Raw genomic sequence first — 16,785 nt, 5'->3', positions numbered from 1 at the left:
ACTTTACCTGGTCTGCCGATTACTTCACTTCGGGCGGCGTGGTGAAGGTATGGAACGGCGCCGGCGACGGCACGGTCCATTCCAGCCCTTCGGCGCCTTCCCACGGCTTGGCGGCCGCCGTTGCACCCTTGCCGCGGTAGCACTGCACGATGACGTACAGGAACAGCAGCTGCGACAGGCCGAACCAGAACGCGCCGATGGTGGCCACCTGGTGGAAGGTGGTGAACTGCGCGGCGTAGTCGGCGTAGCGGCGCGGCATGCCGGCCAGGCCCAGGAAGTGCATGGGGAAGAACGTGACGTTGAATGACAGCATGGTCGACCAGAAATGCAGTTTGCCCAGCTTTTCGTTGTACATGCGGCCGGTCCATTTGGGCACCCAGTAGTAGGCGCCGCCGAACAGCGCGAACAGCGAGCCGGCCACCAGCACGTAGTGGAAGTGCGCCACTACGTAGTAGGTGTCGTGCACCTGGATGTCGATCGGGGCGATGGCCAGGATCAGGCCGGTGAAGCCGCCCATGGTGAACACGAAGATGAAGCCGATGGCGAACAGCATGGGGGTCTCGAAGGTCAGCGAGCCGCGCCACATGGTGGCCACCCAGTTGAATACCTTCACCCCGGTGGGGATGGAGATCAGCATGGTGGCGTACATGAAGTACAGCTGGCCGGCAACGGGCATGCCGGTGGCGAACATGTGGTGCGCCCACACGATGAACGACAGCACCGCGATGGCCGAGGTGGCGTACACCATGGACGCATAGCCGAACAGCTTCTTGCGGGAAAACGTGGGCACGATCATGGACACGATGCCGAAGGCCGGCAGGATCATGATGTAGACCTCGGGGTGCCCGAAGAACCAGAATACGTGCTGGTACATCACCGGGTCGCCGCCCAGGGCGGCATTGAAAAAGCCGGTGCCGAAGTGGCGGTCGGTGAGCACCATGGTGACCGCCGCGGCCAGCACCGGCATGACCGCCAGCAACAGGAAGGCGGTGATCAGCCAGGTCCAGCAGAACATCGACATTTTCATCATCGTCATGCCGGGCGCGCGCATGTTCAGGATGGTGACGATGATGTTGATGGCGCCCATGATGGACGAGGCGCCCATGATGTGGATGGCGAAGATGGCCAGGTCCATGCCCGGGCCCATTTGCGCCGACAGCGGGGCGTACAGGGTCCAGCCGGCCGCGGTGGCGCCGCCGGGCACGAAGAACGAGGCGGTCAGCATGATGGCCGCCATGGGCAGCAGCCAGAAGCTGAAGTTGTTCATGCGCGCGAAAGCCATGTCCGCCGCGCCGATCTGCATCGGGATCAGCCAGTTGGCGAAACCCACCAGCGAAGGCATGATCGCGCCGAAGATCATGATCAGGCCGTGCATGGTGGTGAACTGGTTGAACAGCTGCGGCTGGAAGAACTGCAGGCCGGGCTCGAACAGCTCGGTGCGCAGCAGCAGGGCCAGCGTGCCGCCTTCCAGCAGCATGATGAACGAGAAGATGAGGTACATCGTCCCGATATCTTTGTGGTTGGTGGCAAATAGCCAGCGACGCCAGCCGGTGGGCGTGGCGTGGTGGTCATCGTGCTCATGACCGTGGCTGTGGCCAGGCGACACGTGGTCTACAGTGACGCTGCTCATGATGGACTCCTTCCTGCTGTTTGCCGGCCTCGGTCCAGGAGGCCGGCAGGTGTGTCTCGACGTTACGGGTTCTGGTTACCGGAGCGGGCGGCGCGATCAGCGCGCGGCCACGACATCCTTCGGCTGTACCACGGGGTCTTGCCCCTTGCCCGCATTGCTCCAGGCGTGGCGCGTGTACGTAATGACCGAGGCGATCTCGACGTCGTTGAGCTGCCCGCCGAAGGCCGCCATGGCGGTGCCGGGCCGGCCGTGCAGCACGGTCTGTATTTGCGCGTCTTTCGGGCCCAGCACGGTCTTGTCGCCGTCGAGGGCGGGGAACGAACCCGGCACGCCCTTGCCGTTGGCCTGGTGACAGGCCACGCAGTTGGCGCCGAAGACCTTTTCGCCACGGGCGAGCAGTTCTTCTTTGGTCCATTCCTTGTTGGGATCGTCGGCGTTGGCCGCCATTTTCTTTTTCTGTTCGTCGACCCACTTGTCGTAGTCGGCCTGCGACTTCACTTCGACCACGATGGGCATGAAGGCGTGGTCTTTGCCGCACAGTTCGGCGCACTGGCCGCGGTAGGTGCCGGTTTTCTCGGCGCGGAACCAGGTGTCGCGCAGGAAGCCCGGGATGGCGTCCTGCTTGACGCCGAAGTCGGGCACCATCCACGAGTGGATGACGTCGGCCGCGGTAAGCACGATGCGGACTTTCTTGTCGACCGGCACCACCAGGTGGTTGTCGACTTCCATCAGGTAGAACTCGCCCTTGGGCTCGCGGCCTTCGATCTGGGCGCGCGGCGTGGCCAGCGTGGACAGGAACTTCACGCCGGCGGCGGGGCCGTCGAGGTATTCGTAGCCCCACTTCCACTGGTAGCCGGTGACCTTCACGGTGAGGTCGGCGCTGGAAGTGTCTTTCATGGCGACCACGGTCTTGGTGGCCGGCAGCGCCATGGCGATGACGATGATGAAGGGGATGACGGTCCAGGCGACTTCCACGCCCAGGTGCTCATGGAAGGTGGCGGCCTTGTGCCCGCGCGACTTCCGGTGCGCCCAGATGGAATAGAACATGACGCCGAACACGCCGATGAAGATCACGCCACAGATGATCAGCAGCAGCCAGTGCAGCCACATGACGTCGTGCGCGATCTGCGTGACGCCTTCGTGCAGATTGAGCTGATCGACTTTCGGGCCGCCGGGCATGTCTTGAACCTGCGCGTTGACGGCACTGCCCGAAAGCAATGCACAGGCGCCCAGTATCCCTCTCCACTTCTTCATGCTTACCTCGAAACACGGCGCGGGCGTTTCCACGCCTGCCAGCGGCAGGACAGGAATACACGCAATTTATTAGACGGCAGGTTCAAGCCCGACCTATGGCCGGTCTATCCCACTCGAATCACAAAGAAACCGCAGAATTATAGCGGACGCGCAACCCAATGTAATTTGGCCCTCTTGAATCGCGTCCGGATGCCCCCATTTGGCGGCGCCCAAAGGGCGCTGCACTAAAATCGCCGCCATGCCGAAGAAGCTTTCCCACGACGATCCGGCGCGCCTGGCCGCGCTGTACACGCAGCTGGCGCAGCGCGTGCAGGAACACCCGCCCGAACTCGCCCTGCCGCTGTACGTGGCCGACCGCTGCTGCGGCTGGGCCACCCATGCGGCCTGCGACGCGCTCGGCCGCCTGCCCCAGGTGCGCGTGCAGCCCGACGCGCTGCGCATCGGCACGGGGCTGGCGGCGGGGCCGCAGCTGGACGCGCTGCTGGCCAGCGTGGCGCGGGCGCTGCGCGATGCCGATTGCCTGCGCGGCTGGCGCGACGAACTGCTGGACGTGACTGCCGCCGACGAGCACCTGGGCGCCATCGAACGCGCCGCCATGCGTCCGCTGGGGCTGCTGACCCGGGCGGTGCACCTGAATGCCTGGACGCCCGACGGCCGGCTGTGGATCGCCCGCCGGGCGCTCAGCAAATCCACCGACCCCGGCATGTGGGACACCCTGGTGGGCGGCCTGGCCGGCAGCCGCGAAGACCTGGAACAGGCGCTGCTGCGCGAATGCGCCGAAGAAGCCGGACTGGAACCGGCGCAGCTGGCCGGCCGCTCGCCGCTGCGCACGATATTGCGCATGCACCGCCGCCTGCCCGAGGGCTACCAGGTAGAAGACTTGCTGACCAGCACCTGCGTGCTGCCGGCCGGCACGCAGCCGGCCAACCGCGACGGCGAGGTCATGGAAATCGCCCATGTCGCCGTCGGCGAAGCCGTGCGCCGCATCGACGAAGGCGAGTTCACCGTGGAAGCGGCGCTGGTGATCCTGGAAGACATCACGCAGCGCCGCGCGCGCGGCGAGATCTGACGGCGCGGGCGCGGCGGGTATCGCGGCGCGGCCAGGTGTCTGGCTCCGTAGGTGCCAGACACCTGGCCCGGCCCCGCCGCGCCAGCTTCGCCCCTCAGTGCGAATGGCGCGGGTCGCCGCGAGTCTCGACCACCCGCAGGTATAGCGTGGCCGGCTCCAGGCAGCCGCCGGTGGACAGCTGCCCCACCATCTGCCGGTAGATTTCCTGCCAGGGCGTCTGCGACGGCGGAATCGGCACGGGCTTGGCATTGGCCTTGCGCCGCGCCATTTCGCCGGCGTCCACCAGCAGGGTGACTGAACGCTGATTCAGGTCGACGCGCAGGCGGTCGCCGGTCTGCAGCAGGCTCAGGCCGCCCCCCACCGCCGCCTCGGGCGACATGTTCAGGATGGACGGGCTGGCCGACGTGCCGCTCTGGCGCCCGTCGCCCAGGCACGGCAGCGAATCGATGCCGCGCTTGAGCAGATGTGAGGGCGGCGCCATGTTCACCACCTCGGCGCTGCCCGGATAGCCCACGTCGCCGCAGCCGCGGATCACCAGAATGCAATGTTCGTCGATGTTCAAGGCCGGGTCTTCGATGCGGGCATGGTAGTCCTCGGGCCCGTCGAACACGATGGCGCGCGCCTCGAAGGCGTTTTCATCGCCCGGCGTTTCCAGGTACGACTGCCGGAACGCCTCGCCCACCACCGACATCTTCATGATGGCGCTGTCGAAGAAATTGCCCGACAGCACGATGAACCCGGCGCGATGCCGCAGCGGCGCTTGGTAGCTGCGGATCACGTCGCGGTCGTGGGCGGCCGAGGCCGCGGCGATGTCGCCCACGGTGCGGCCCGACACCGTCACACAGCCGCCGTGCAGGCGGCCCGCCGCGTGCAGTTCGTGCTGCACGGCCGGCACGCCGCCGGCGCGGTGGAAGCTTTCGCCCAGGTATTCGCCGGCCGGCACGCAATTCACCAGCAGCGGCACGTCTTCGCCCAGGCGCTGCCAGTCGTCCAGCGACAGCTCCACCCCGGCATGGCGCGCAATGGCGATCAGGTGCGGCGGGCAGTTGCTGGACGCGCCCAGGGCGGAGGCCACCACGATGGCGTTCTCGAAAGCCTGGCGGGTCAGGATGTGCGACGGACGTATGTCGTCGCGCACCATGTCGCAGATGCGCATGCCGGTGGCGTACGCCATCTGCCCGCGTTCGCGATACGGCGCCGGAATGCTGGCGCAGCCCGGCAGCGACATGCCCAGCGCCTCGGCCAGCGAGTTCATCGACAGGGCCGTGCCCATGGTGTTGCAGTGGCCCACCGACGGCGACGAGGCGGTGGCCAGCGTCATGAAGCCTTCGTAGTCGATCTTGCCCGCGGCCATCAGGTTGCGCGCGTGCCAGATCACGGTGCCCGACCCCACCCGCTTGCCCTCGTGCCAGCCGTCGAGCATGGGGCCGCCCGACAGCACGATGGCCGGAATGTCGACCGTGGCCGCGGCCATCAGGCAGGCCGGCGTGGTCTTGTCGCAGCCGGTGGTCAGCACCACGCCGTCCAGCGGATAGCCGTGCAGGATCTCGACCAGGCCCAGGTAGGCCAGGTTGCGGTCCAGGGCGGCGGTGGGCCGGCGGCCCTGCTCGGCCAGCGGATGCACCGGGAATTCCATGGGAATGCCGCCCGCGTCGCGGATGCCGGCCTTGATCCGGTCAGCCAGCTGCAGGTGGTGCCGGTTGCAGGGCGTCAGGTCGTTGCCGGTCTGGGCGATGCCGATGATCGGCCGGCCCGATTGCAGCTCGGCGCGCGTGATGCCGGAATTCAGGTAGCGCTCGACATAGATGGCGGTCATGTCGGCGTGGGAAGGGTCGTCGAACCATTTCTGGCTGCGCAACTTGCGGGGCGTGTGGGGCATGGCGATCACTACGATGCAACGGTGGGCGGTATGGCCGGGCCCGCGCGGGCCCGGCCTGGCGCGCGATCAGCCGCGCGCTTTCTGGATTTCGTCTTGCAGCTCTTTGACCAAGTCCGGGCCCAGTTCCTGGGTGTACTTGTCCACAACGGGCTGCACCTTCTGGCGCATGCGGGCGATTTCCTCGTCGGACACGACATTGATCTTCATGCCGTGCTCTTTGAGGGTGTCCATCGCCTTCTTGGAATCGGCGCGGCTGTCTTTGCGCTCGAAGTCGCGCGAGGCCACGGCGGCCTGGCGGATCAGCTTCTGCTCGTCGGGCGAGAGCGTGTCCCACCATTTCTTGGACGCCAGCACCACCCAGGGGGTGTACACGTGGCGCGTAATGGTCAGGTACGGCTGCACTTCATAGAATTTACTACTTTGGATGGTGGTCACGGGATTTTCCTGGCCATCCACCGTGCGGGTTTCCAGCGCCGTGAACAGTTCCGAGAACGGCATGGGCACGGCATTTGCGCCCAGGGCGTTGAACACGCCCAGGGCCACCTGGTTCTGCATCACGCGCAGCTTGATGCCTTCCAGGTCTTCGGCCTTGACCACCGGGTGCTTGGAATTGGTCAGGTTGCGGAAACCGTTTTCCCAGTACACCAGGCCCACCAGGCCCTTGGCTTCCAGCTTCTTCAGCAGGCTCTCGCCCAGCTGGCCGTCGAGCACCGCATCGGCCTCGCGGTCGCTATTGAACAGGAACGGCAGGTCGAACACGCCGAATTCCTTCACCATGGTGGCCAGCGGCGCGGTCGAGCCCACCATCATTTCCTGCACGCCGCCGACCAGCGCGCTTTGCATCTGCTCGTCCGAACCCAGGCTGGCCGAACCGAACGTCTTCATCTTCATCTTGCCGCCGCTGAGTTTTTCCAGCTCTTGCGCCAGCTGGCGCGCGGCGCGGCCCTGCACGCTGTCGTCGTTCAGGCCGTAGCCGAAGCGGATCAGGCGCGGCTTGATGTCCTGGGCGCCGGCCACGCCGGCGGCCGCGCAGGACACGGCCAGGGTGACGGCCAGCAGGGTGTACTTGCAGGTCTTGAACATGGTGTTGCTCCTCCTTGGTTGCTGAATGGCGCAGGCGGCGGTCGCTGCCGTTTCAATAGAGCCAGCGCGCGGGTACGGTGATCAGCTGCGGGAAGATCACCAGAATGACGATCAGGGCCGTATAGGCGGCCACGTAGCGCCACACGCCCCTGCAGATGGTTTCCATGTTGATGCGCGCCACGCCGCACACCACGTTGAGCACGGTGCCTACCGGCGGCGTCAGCAGACCCACGCAGCCCACCAGCACGAACATCACCCCGAAATACACCGGGTCGATGCCCGCCTTGGTGATCACCGGCATCAGCACCGGCGCCAGGATCAGGATGGTGGGCGTCAGGTCCATGACGGTGCCGATCAGGGTCAGCAGCACCATCAGCGAGAACATCAGCATCCTGGGCTGGTCCAGCACCGGGGTCAGCAGGTTGATCAGGTCCTGCGGCATGTCGGCCAGGGTGATCATGTACGACGACACCATGGCCGCGGCCACCAGGAACATCACGACGGCCGTGGTGCGCGCCGCATTGATGAACAGGCGGCCCAGGTCGCGCACGGTGATCTCGCGGTAGACGAACAGGCTGACCGCCAGCGCATACACGGCGGCCACCACCGCGGCCTCGGTGGGCGTGAAAATGCCGCCGCGCAGGCCGCCGATGATGATCACGGGCAGCATCAGCGCCCACACCGCCTGGCGCAGCGCGCGCAGGCGGGCGCCCCAGGATTCGCGCGGCGTGGGCGTCAGCGCGCCATGCTTGCGCGCCACCCAGGTCCACACGGCCACCAGGGTCAGGCCCATCAGCAGGCCGGGCGCGATGCCGGCGAAGAACAGCTTGGTAATGGACACATTGGTGGCCACGCCGAAGATGATGAACGAGATCGACGGCGGGATGATGGGCGCCACGATGCCGCCGGCGGCGATCAGGCCCGAGGCCTGTTCGGCGCTGTAGCCCTTGTCGCGCAGCATGGGGATCAGCAGCGTGCCCAGCGCGGCCGCGTCGGCCACGGCCGAGCCCGACAGCGCCGCCAGCAGCACGCTGGCGAAGATGGCCACGTAGCCCAGGCCGCCGCGGATGTGGCCCACGAACATGCTGGCCAGGTCGACAATGCGGCGCGACAGGCCGCCGGCGTTCATGACTTCGCCGGCCAGCATGAACAGCGGCACGGCCATCAGCGTGAAGCTGTTGGCGCCCGACAGCATGTTCTGCGCAAGTATCTGGGAATCGAAGAAATTCAGCTGGAACATCAGGGCGACCGCGCTGAGCAGCAGCGCGAACGCGATCGGCATGCCCAGGGCGATCAGCCCCAGCAGCACCGCCAGGAATAGGGTCAGGGTCATGGTCAGGCAGGCGTAGGAAGCGGATCGGCGCTCAGGCGAGCGGGTCTTCGGGGCTGGCGTCCAGCGGCGGCTCGCCGCCGGCCAGCACGCGGGCCAGGTCGACGAGCACCAGCAGCCCCATCGCCACGGCGGCGTACAGCACGGCCGCGTCGAACACGGCCATGGGCAGTCCGGTAACGGGCAGGCGGGTATCCAGGCCGATCACGGTCTGTTTCCAGCTGCCGTCGGCCATCAGCCACAGCACCCACAGCGTCAGCAGCTGGCAGGCAATGTGGGTAAGCTTGCGCGCCCCGGGCCCGAAACGCTGCACCAGCATGGTCACGCCGATGTGCTGGTGCTCGCGCAGCGCCAGCACCGAACCCAGGAAGATCAGCCACACGAACGCCAGCCGCGACAGTTCGTCAGACACGTTGATGCCGGAATTGAACAGGTAGCGCAGCGCGACATTGCCGAACAGCAACACCACCATGACGGCCAGGCAGGCCACCATCAGCCAGGTCTGGAGCCGGCTGCAGGCGTCGGCGGCACGCGCCAGCCACGCACGCGCGCCCTGGGCAGGGCGCTGGGGAGCAGGCTGCATATCTTGTCTCCGATTGATCTTTTTTAAATGTTGTGCGATGTTAGCGCTAACATATGGCGACTGTAAAGCCCTTCCGGCAGACTACGCAATTTCCCTGACACCTATTCGACATGTCGGCACGCAAGCCCCGCAGTACCCGTGATGGCCGCGTCACCATGCAGCAGGTGGCGCGCCGCGCCGGCGTCAGCGCCATCACCGTGTCGCGCGCGCTGCGGCTGCCCGACAAGGTGGCGCCCGCGCTGCGCGAACGCATCCTGCGCATCTGCCACGAGCTCGGCTATGTGCCCAACCATGCCGCCAGCGCCCTGGCCTCGTCGCGCTCGCGCATCGTGGTGGCGCTGATTCCTTCGCTGAGCAATGTGGTGTTCGTGGACATCATCGCCGGCATCAAAGAAACCCTGGACGCCCAGGGCTACCACATGCTGGTGGGGGTCACCGGGTATTCGCTGGACGCCGAAGAAGCCCAGCTGCGCACCTATCTGCAGCATTCGCCCGACGGGGTCATCCTGACCGGCATCGACCACAACCCCGGGGTTTGGCAGCTGCTGCGCACGGCCGCCATTCCGGCCGTGCACACCATCGAGACCCTGCCGGCCGAATCCCCCGATCTCAGCGTGGGCTTCTCGCAGTTCGATTCGGGGCTGGCCGCCTGCCGCCACCTGGCCGAACGCGGCTACCGCCGCATCGGCATCGTGGGCGCCCAGCTCGACCCGCGCTCGCTGCGGCGCTGCGAAGGCGGCCGCCAGGCACTGCGCGAGGCGGGCCTGTACGACCCGGCGCTGGAAATCATGACGCCGCAGAAATCCTCCATCGGGCTGGGCGCGGAACTGCTCGACCAGGTGCTCGACAGCCACCCCGATTGCGACGGGCTGTTTTTCTGCAACGACGACCTGGCGCAAGGGGCCGTGTTCCAGTGCGCGCGGCGCGGCATCGCCGTGCCCGGGCGCATGGGGCTGGTGGGGTTCCATGATTTCGCCGGCACGGCCTGGACCACGCCGCCGCTGTCCTCCATTGCCACGCCGCGCTACCAGATCGGCCTGACGGCAGCCGACCTGCTGCTGCAGCAAATGGCCGGCCAGCCGCCGGCGCAGCGCCACGTCGACCTGGGCTTCAACCTGGTGCGGCGCGAAACCACCTGACCGGCGGGCGGCCCCGCCCGATCACGCGTCGGCGGGAGCGGCGCCGGCCGCCGGCGGGCCGGGCGGCGCGGGCGGCGTGGTGGTGCCGGTTTGCGAAAACTGCTTCCATACCTCGATGGCGCGCAGCCGCTGCTTGGCCACGACCTGAATGCGCTCGCGCAGGTTCGGGTCGCGCGCCAGCAGCGCCTCGAAGTCGCGCAGCGACAGCATCAGCAGTTTGCTGTAGCCCAGCGAATGCACATCCGGGTTGATCTGCTGTTCGCCCAGCAGCGCCAGCTCGCCGAAGAATTCGCCGCTGCCCAGCTCGATGGCGGTGCCGTCGGGCAACTGCACCGACACGGCGCCCGATGCCACGAAGCACATTTCCTGTCCGTGCCGGCCGCGCGTCAGCACCGGCTGGTCGGGCAGCGCCAGGCGCGGCTTGAGCAGCTTGCTGATGGCGCGCAGCGAATCCGCGCTCAGGCCTTCGAACAGCGGCACGCGGGTGATCAGCTCGGCCGCGCCCAGCTCCATGTCCAGCGGCGGATGGCGGTCGATGTGGCGCCAGCGGCTTTTCAGCTGTCCCATCAGGTCGGCGTAGACCTCGCCGCTGATCAGCGACTGCTCCAGCATGTCGTGGTAGCGGATGCGTTCGAGTTCGCGCGCGGTGCGGCCCAGGTGGCTTTCCTGCAGCCACAATGAATACGACGGATATTGCAGGTTGAGCGCCTGCAGGGCGTGTTCGATCAGGTCCAGGCGGCGCTGGTGCGCGGCCACGATCTGCTGGGCCGCGGCCTCGCCCAGCAGCGGCGCGATCTGTTCGCGCGCGAACGAGATCAGGCGCTGCGCCACCGAACGCTTGGTCATCAGGTTGGCGAAGCGCTGCCCCAGTTCGCGCGCCAGCCAGCCCTGGAAGCCGAACATATAGTGCATGCGCAGCGCCAGCCGGAAGGCTTTCGAATGGCGCACGTCGGCTTCGATGCCGCGCTCGAAGCCGGCCAGGCCGCCGGTGCGCACGGCGTCTTCCAGGCGTTCGGAACGCGCCAGCAGCGATTCGGCCATGCGCCAGTCAACGATCTGCGCCTTCAGGATGCCGAAAAACATTTCCTGTTCGCGCTGCGCCACGATGGCCAGGCCCACCGCCACGCGCTGCTCGTCGGTCATCTGGCCGAGCTGGCTGTCATGCACGCTGGCCAGGCTGCCGTCGAACACCGCGTGGATGCGCTCGCTGGCCTCGGCACTGATGTGGTCGGCCTTGGCCACTTCGTCGGTCTTGTCCTGCAGGTCTTCCAGGGCCACCACCAGCGCCTGGTTGCGTATCGTGCGCTCCACGGGCGACAGCTGGTTCAGGCCCAGCATGCGGATCAGGGGCCGCAGGGTGATGCCGTTGATGAACAGCGTGGCCAGCACGTAGCCGGTGGTGACCACGGCAATGAACTGGCGCGCCTCTTCCGGCACCGCATCCTGCTCGGTCACGGCCAGCGCCAGGGCCAGCGACACGGCGCCCCGCAGGCCGCCCCACAGCATCACGGTCTTGTAGGGGGTGCTGACCTTGGTGCCCAGGGGCGTCAGCCCCAGCAGCGGCAGCAGGCCGAACACCACGATGGCGCGGGCCGCCAGCGTTACCACGAACACCACGGCCACCAGCAGCAGTTCCTCGGGGTCGGCGGCCGCCATCAGCTTCGGTATCAGCATGGCCGCGAACAGGAAGATGAGCGAATTGGCCCAGAATCCGAACTGTTCCCACGAACTTGCCAGGTGCTCGAAAGTGACCGGCGACATGCGCGTGCGCCCGGCCGAGCCCACCACCAGGCCGGCAATGACGGTGGCCACCACGCCCGATACGCCCAGGTAGTGTTCCGAAATGAAGAACGACAGGTAGGCCAGCGTCAGCGTCAGCGTGATCTCGGCGGTGGGAAAGCCGCGCAGCCAGGCGAACAGCACGCACGCGCCGCGCCCCATGACGTAGCCCGCGATGCCGCCGCCCACGAAATGGAAAACGAAATCGTTGAACACGCCGCCCACCGACAGCGTGCCCTTGCCCCCCAGCACCGCCAGCAGCACGGAATACAGGGCGATCGACGCCGCGTCGTTGAACAGGCTTTCGCCTTCGACCAGCGTGGTCAGGCGCCGGGGCGCGCCCACTTCGCGAAAGATGCCCACCACCGCCACCGGATCCGTGGTGGCCACGATGGCGCCCAGCAGCAGGCAGGCCACCAGTCCGTACGACGACACGGCGCTGACCGCGAAGCCCACCACCACGGTGCACACCACCACCGCCACGATGGCCATCATCAGGATGGGGCCGATGTCGTCCATCAGCCGCCGCACGTTCATGGCCAATGCGGTTTCGAACAGCAGCACCGGCAGGAACACCATCAGGAAGGTTTCTGACGAAATCTCGAAGCGTTCGATGGTGTCGAACAAGTCGCCCAGCACCGGCGGCGCCCAGCCATGCAGGTGCAGGCCAATGCCCAGCAGGCAGCCCACGATGGCCAGCAGCACCGAATAGGGAAGCTTGACCCGTCCAGCAAGCGGCGGCATGAAGCACACCAGCGTCAGCAGGCCGGACAGGCCAAATACGATGAAACCAATATCCATGAAGTGCGATCAGATGAAGCACGCGAGTACGGAACGCCAAGAATAGCGTTTTTGCCGACAGGCCGAGACATCCACGTTTCGTTACGCGTCCCCGGCCGCGCGATGCCCGGCCCCGGCGCTTTTTTGGGTAAGGTACTGACGTTTCAGCTATGCGGGAGAGCCCTTTGCCGGCCTCGAATTCCAGCGCCGGCCGCGCCGACGCACCGATCCTGGTGGTTCAGCTCACCGACACGCACCTGCTGGCCGAGCCGGAAAGCGTGATGTGCCACGTGAACACCGACGCCAGCCTGCGCGCCGTTCTGGACCAGGTGCGCGCCAATGGCCACCGGCCCGACCTGCTGCTGGCCACGGGCGACCTGTCGCAGGACGGCTCGCCGGCTTCTTACCAGCGGCTGCGCCATTTGCTGGAACAGACCGACTGGCCGGTGCGCTGCCTGCCCGGCAACCACGACGACCCGCACGCGCTGCGCCACGCCCTGGGGCTGTGGACGCAGCCGGTCACCGACATCGGCGCCTGGCGCATCATCCTGCTGGATTCCAGCGTGCCGGGCTCGAACGGCGGCCACATTGACGATGCGCAGTTCGAGTTGCTGGAACGCGCGGCCGCCCTGGCGGGCGACCGCCACATTCTGGTCGCGCTGCATCACAACCCGGTGCAGATGGACAGCAAGTGGCATGACGACATGATGGTCGACAATGCCCAGGCTCTGTTCCAGCAGCTGGCCTGCCTGCCGCGCACGCGGGTGCTGTTGTGGGGCCATGTACACCAGGCGTTCGACCGCCGCCGCCACCATCTGCGCATGCTGGCCACGCCGTCGACCTGTTTCCAGTTCGCCATCCGCGACGGCCGGCACGTGCTGGACGAGGCCGCCCCGGGCTACCGCTGGCTGAAGCTGTATCGCGATGGTTCGCTGGCGACCGGCGTGCGCCGCGTCGATGCGGTCACGTGGCGCGAAGCGCAGGCGGCCTGAGGGCCGGGCCGCGGCGCGCGGGCCGGAAGCCGCCGGCGCCGCAAAAACGACGGGCAAAAAAAATGGGGCACCGATATGCAAGGTGCCCCGCAAGCATCCGTTTCATAGGGGAGGGGAAAGAGGAGAAGCCGAAACGGATGACAAGACTGCGTACCGGGTACCGGTAATGCGGTCTACAAGTGTTAGGCGCCCGGGCGAAGATTAAGTTTCCAGGCCTGTGGAATTGGGCGGCGCGAATTTGAATCAGGATGTTACCGCGCCGCCGGGCACGATCAGGCGGGCGCCAGCGCGCCGCGCATTTTCTTCAGGGCCGCGGATTCGATCTGGCGGATGCGCTCGGCCGAGACGCCGAATTCCTGGGCCAGTTCCTGCAGCGTGATGCCGCCGTCGTCTTGCAGCCAGCGGGCTTCGATGATGCGGCGCGAACGCGGATCGAGCGCCTGCAGGGCGTGGGCCAGGCCGGCGCCCTGCAGTTCGTCGTGGTCGCGCCGGTCGAGCACGCGGGTGGGTTCCTGGCGGCCTTCGTCGGACAGGTAGGCGATGGGGGCAAAGGCCTCGTCGTCGTCGTCCTGCTTTTCCAGCGACAGGTCGCGGCCGGACAGGCGCACTTCCATTTCGCTGACGTCTTCGCGCCGCACGTTCAGTTCCTGGGCGATGCGGTCGACCTGTTCGGGGTCGAGCGTCTGGCCGTCGGGCCGCATGCTGCGCAGGTTGAAGAACAGCTTGCGCTGCGCCTTGGTGGTAGCCACCTTGACCATGCGCCAGTTGCGGATGATGAATTCGTGGATTTCGGCCTTGATCCAGTGCACGGCGAACGACACCAGGCGCACGCCACGTTCGGGATCGAAGCGCTTGACGGCTTTCATCAGGCCGACATTGCCTTCCTGGATGAGGTCGGCATGGGGCAGGCCGTAGCCGAGGTATTGGCGGGCCACCGACACCACCAGGCGCAGGTGCGACAGCACCAGTTCGCGGGCGGCGTCGAGGTCGTCGCGGTCGCGCAGGCGGCGGCCCAGTTCGGTTTCACGCTCGGCCGTCAGCACCGGCAGGCGGTTGACGGCCGAAATGTAGGCTTCAATAGTGCCAAGCGAGCCTGGATTGGCGATGGCCAACGCCAGGGCGTTGCCGGACAGGGCCAACGAGCTGCTGGGTTGTTTCATGGCGACGGTCTCCAGGAAAGGGGGAATGACGGTATTGGATTGATGTTAGCACTCTCTATATACGAGTGCTAATTCGACTGCTGCAACGCATCAGAGTTCCCCGGGGCCGGGCCTTAGTGCGTCCCCATTAGTTCACCGCGGCGGCCGGGGCGCCGCCGTGCCTGGCACGCGGCTTGCCGCGCGGCGGCTTCCGGGCCTTGCGCCCTGCCATCCAAGGAGCCTGCATGAGTGCATTCGCCAAAGCCACCCGCGCCCGGGCCCAGGGCGATGACGTAGTCTTCGAACTGGAGACCGGCGGCGTCACCCGGCCGTTCGAGATCTCCGGAGATGCGCTGCGCCGCTATTTCGGCGCTGCCGACGGCACCGGCAGCGAACTGCTGCGCGCCTTCGAGCATGCCGAGGAAAAAATCCAGGCACTTGCAAAAAAGACGCAATGGGTGCCCTCGGACGGCCCCATCAAGCTGGGCGCCGGGGATTTCGACGATGGCTGAGGCCGCCCCCGCTACCAGCCGGCGCGGCGCAGCGCCTCTTCGGTGGCCTGTCCGTCGGGGCGGATGACGACCGCGCCGCGCGCGTCCATGAACACGGTATAGCGCGCGCCGTCCAGCATGGGCATGTAGGCCGCGCTGCCGTACTGCACGTCGACAAAGGGCAGCCAGTTGGGAAACACCCGTTTCAGGACGGCCAGGTCGGGCACCGGCCAGTCGCTCAGCGCATGCACGCTGCGCGGTTCGCTTTGTTCGCGCGCCACGTCGCTGTAGCGGCCCGATACCCGCTCGAACGCGTACAGCGGCGGCACCCCGGCCAGCAGCGCGGGCAGGCGCCAGCGCACCACTTTGGCATCGATTTGCCACTGGTCGCCCGCCAAGGGATACATGCGCGGCGCCGCCCCGGGGGGCGCCTGGGCCGTCAGCAGGAACCGGCCCGGCGCCTGCTCGTGGATCTGCACGCTGGCCACCGGCGCGTCGATGGTCAGGCGCAGGAACTGCACCAGGGTCAGCGCCAGCATGGCCGACACGCCCGCCAGGGCGATCAGCAGGGCGCCGCACAGGCGCCGCACAGGCCGCAGCCGGAACACCCGCCGCCCGGCGGCATCGCGCGGCCCGCCCCGGCCGAACAACAGCGCCAGGCCGGGCAGCAGCACCACCAGGGCCGCCAGGGCCATCCAGACAAAGGGGGCGAAACCGTTGATCACTGGGCGATCCTCATGGATGCGGGCGCCGGCCGGGTGCCGCGGCGCCCCTAAAGTTGATCGGCGTGGAAACGAAGATGGTCGTGCATGAACGTGGCGATGAAGTAGTAGCCGTGGTCGTAGTCGGCGTGGCGGCGCAGCGTCAGGGGCTGGCCGGCCTGCCGGCAGGCCTGTTCGAAGGCTTCGGGGTACAGCTGCTCGGCCAGAAAGCCGTCGGCCAGGCCCTGGTCGACCAGGATGCCGCGCGGAAACGGCTGCCGCGCGCGGGCCATGAGCTCGCTGGCGTCATGGGCCTTCCAGGCTTCGGTATCGGCCCCCAGGTAGCCGTTGAAGGCCTTCTGCCCCCACGGGCAGCGCATGGGCGCCGCAATGGGCGCAAAAGCCGACACCGAGCGGAATTTCCGCGGATGGCGCAGCGCCAGCACCAGCGCGCCGTGCCCGCCCATCGAATGGCCGAAGATGCCGGTGCGCTGCGCGTCGCCGGGCAGCTGGCTGGTGGCGATGCCGTACAGTTCGTCGGCCACATAGCTTTCCATGCGGTAATGGGCGCGCCACGGCTCGGCGGTGGCGTCCAGGTAGAAGCCCGCGCCGGTGCCGAAATCCCAGTCCTGGTCTTCGCCGGCGATGCCCGCGCCGCGCGGGCTGGTGTCGGGCGCCACCAGCATCAGGCCGAGTTCGGCGGCCAGCCGCTGCGCCCCGCCCTTGATCATGAAGGTTTCTTCGGTGCTGGTCAGGCCGGCCAGGTAGAACAGGACCGGCACGCGGCCCTGCCCGGCCTGCGGCGGCACATACACCGAGAACCGCATGGGCAGGCCGATCTGCGCCGAGGCATGGCGATAGTAGCGTTGCCAGCCGCCGAAACAGCGGTGCTGCGAAATCAGTTCCAGGTCTGCCATGCTTGCTTCCTTGCTCATG

The 16,785-nt window shown here is 67.1% G+C and carries 14 protein-coding genes; 4 read left to right on the top strand and 10 right to left on the bottom strand.

Annotated features, from left to right (window positions below; all coding sequences use genetic code 11):
- Positions 1-19: 19 nt before the first annotated feature.
- Both ctaD and coxB read right to left on the bottom strand, forming a co-directional pair.
- Positions 20-1,630, bottom strand: a complete 1,611-nt coding sequence (ctaD, locus tag J2P76_RS22525) for a cytochrome c oxidase subunit I (protein ID WP_207410208.1) — start codon at positions 1,628-1,630, stop codon at positions 20-22.
- A 96-nt stretch (positions 1,631-1,726) separates the two neighbouring features.
- Positions 1,727-2,884, bottom strand: coding sequence for a cytochrome c oxidase subunit II (gene coxB, locus J2P76_RS22520; protein WP_207410206.1), 1,158 nt, complete (start codon positions 2,882-2,884; stop codon positions 1,727-1,729).
- Between the two features lie 238 nt (positions 2,885-3,122).
- Here coxB and J2P76_RS22515 point away from each other — a divergent pair, with 238 nt between their 5' ends.
- A complete protein-coding gene (locus J2P76_RS22515; protein ID WP_207410204.1) occupies positions 3,123-3,953 on the top strand; it encodes an NUDIX hydrolase in 831 nt (276 codons plus the stop codon).
- 94 nt (positions 3,954-4,047) lie between these two features.
- Here the strand turns inward: J2P76_RS22515 and J2P76_RS22510 are convergent, their stop codons facing one another.
- The 4 genes from J2P76_RS22510 to J2P76_RS22495 form a co-directional block, all read right to left on the bottom strand.
- On the bottom strand, positions 4,048-5,832 hold the full coding sequence (locus J2P76_RS22510; RefSeq protein ID WP_207410203.1) for an IlvD/Edd family dehydratase: 1,785 nt from the start codon (positions 5,830-5,832) through the stop codon (positions 4,048-4,050).
- A 66-nt stretch (positions 5,833-5,898) separates the two neighbouring features.
- Positions 5,899-6,915: a TRAP transporter substrate-binding protein gene (locus J2P76_RS22505; RefSeq protein WP_207410202.1), complete on the bottom strand. Its 1,017-nt coding sequence runs from the start codon at positions 6,913-6,915 to the stop codon at positions 5,899-5,901.
- Between the two features lie 52 nt (positions 6,916-6,967).
- Positions 6,968-8,248, bottom strand: a complete 1,281-nt coding sequence (locus J2P76_RS22500) for a TRAP transporter large permease (protein WP_207410201.1) — start codon at positions 8,246-8,248, stop codon at positions 6,968-6,970.
- 31 nt (positions 8,249-8,279) lie between these two features.
- Positions 8,280-8,828, bottom strand: coding sequence for a TRAP transporter small permease (locus J2P76_RS22495; protein WP_207410200.1), 549 nt, complete (start codon positions 8,826-8,828; stop codon positions 8,280-8,282).
- Positions 8,829-8,938: 110 nt separating this feature from the next.
- Here J2P76_RS22495 and J2P76_RS22490 point away from each other — a divergent pair, with 110 nt between their 5' ends.
- Positions 8,939-9,967, top strand: coding sequence for a LacI family DNA-binding transcriptional regulator (locus tag J2P76_RS22490; RefSeq protein WP_207410199.1), 1,029 nt, complete (start codon positions 8,939-8,941; stop codon positions 9,965-9,967).
- Positions 9,968-9,988: 21 nt separating this feature from the next.
- Here J2P76_RS22490 and J2P76_RS22485 read toward each other — a convergent pair whose 3' ends face one another.
- Positions 9,989-12,547, bottom strand: a complete 2,559-nt coding sequence (locus J2P76_RS22485) for a cation:proton antiporter (protein ID WP_207410198.1) — start codon at positions 12,545-12,547, stop codon at positions 9,989-9,991.
- 149 nt (positions 12,548-12,696) lie between these two features.
- Between J2P76_RS22485 and J2P76_RS22480 the strand changes: the two genes are divergently transcribed.
- Positions 12,697-13,518, top strand: coding sequence for a phosphodiesterase (locus tag J2P76_RS22480; protein WP_207410197.1), 822 nt, complete (start codon positions 12,697-12,699; stop codon positions 13,516-13,518).
- A 272-nt stretch (positions 13,519-13,790) separates the two neighbouring features.
- Here J2P76_RS22480 and rpoH read toward each other — a convergent pair whose 3' ends face one another.
- Positions 13,791-14,678: an RNA polymerase sigma factor RpoH gene (rpoH, locus tag J2P76_RS22475; RefSeq protein ID WP_207410195.1), complete on the bottom strand. Its 888-nt coding sequence runs from the start codon at positions 14,676-14,678 to the stop codon at positions 13,791-13,793.
- A 224-nt stretch (positions 14,679-14,902) separates the two neighbouring features.
- Between rpoH and J2P76_RS22470 the strand changes: the two genes are divergently transcribed.
- Positions 14,903-15,169 (top strand): DUF1488 family protein, encoded by a 267-nt coding sequence (locus J2P76_RS22470; RefSeq protein ID WP_207410193.1) that lies wholly within the window; start codon positions 14,903-14,905, stop codon positions 15,167-15,169.
- Between the two features lie 11 nt (positions 15,170-15,180).
- Here J2P76_RS22470 and J2P76_RS22465 read toward each other — a convergent pair whose 3' ends face one another.
- Positions 15,181-15,873 (bottom strand): hypothetical protein, encoded by a 693-nt coding sequence (locus J2P76_RS22465; RefSeq protein ID WP_207410191.1) that lies wholly within the window; start codon positions 15,871-15,873, stop codon positions 15,181-15,183.
- A gap of 47 nt (positions 15,874-15,920) precedes the next feature.
- Positions 15,921-16,766, bottom strand: a complete 846-nt coding sequence (gene fghA / locus J2P76_RS22460; RefSeq protein ID WP_207410189.1) for an S-formylglutathione hydrolase — start codon at positions 16,764-16,766, stop codon at positions 15,921-15,923.
- Positions 16,767-16,785: the final 19 nt, after the last annotated feature.

Origin of the sequence: Bordetella petrii (genome assembly GCF_017356245.1) — a bacterium.
GTDB classification, from domain to species: domain Bacteria; phylum Pseudomonadota; class Gammaproteobacteria; order Burkholderiales; family Burkholderiaceae_B; genus Bordetella_A; species Bordetella_A petrii_D.
The sequence above is the reverse complement of the archived record's forward strand: the minus strand, read 5'-3'. Positions and strand labels throughout refer to the sequence as shown.

Coding starts and splice junctions, on each gene's coding strand:
- J2P76_RS22495 (WP_207410200.1), bottom strand. CDS start 8,828: ATGCAGCCTGCTCCCCAGCGCCCTGCCCAGGGCGCGCGTGCGTGGCTG.
- J2P76_RS22470 (WP_207410193.1), top strand. CDS start 14,903: ATGAGTGCATTCGCCAAAGCCACCCGCGCCCGGGCCCAGGGCGATGAC.
- J2P76_RS22485 (WP_207410198.1), bottom strand. CDS start 12,547: ATGGATATTGGTTTCATCGTATTTGGCCTGTCCGGCCTGCTGACGCTG.
- J2P76_RS22500 (WP_207410201.1), bottom strand. CDS start 8,248: ATGACCCTGACCCTATTCCTGGCGGTGCTGCTGGGGCTGATCGCCCTG.
- rpoH (WP_207410195.1), bottom strand. CDS start 14,678: ATGAAACAACCCAGCAGCTCGTTGGCCCTGTCCGGCAACGCCCTGGCG.
- J2P76_RS22515 (WP_207410204.1), top strand. CDS start 3,123: ATGCCGAAGAAGCTTTCCCACGACGATCCGGCGCGCCTGGCCGCGCTG.
- J2P76_RS22490 (WP_207410199.1), top strand. CDS start 8,939: ATGTCGGCACGCAAGCCCCGCAGTACCCGTGATGGCCGCGTCACCATG.
- fghA (WP_207410189.1), bottom strand. CDS start 16,766: ATGGCAGACCTGGAACTGATTTCGCAGCACCGCTGTTTCGGCGGCTGG.
- J2P76_RS22480 (WP_207410197.1), top strand. CDS start 12,697: ATGCGGGAGAGCCCTTTGCCGGCCTCGAATTCCAGCGCCGGCCGCGCC.
- J2P76_RS22510 (WP_207410203.1), bottom strand. CDS start 5,832: ATGCCCCACACGCCCCGCAAGTTGCGCAGCCAGAAATGGTTCGACGAC.
- ctaD (WP_207410208.1), bottom strand. CDS start 1,630: ATGAGCAGCGTCACTGTAGACCACGTGTCGCCTGGCCACAGCCACGGT.
- coxB (WP_207410206.1), bottom strand. CDS start 2,884: ATGAAGAAGTGGAGAGGGATACTGGGCGCCTGTGCATTGCTTTCGGGC.
- J2P76_RS22505 (WP_207410202.1), bottom strand. CDS start 6,915: ATGTTCAAGACCTGCAAGTACACCCTGCTGGCCGTCACCCTGGCCGTG.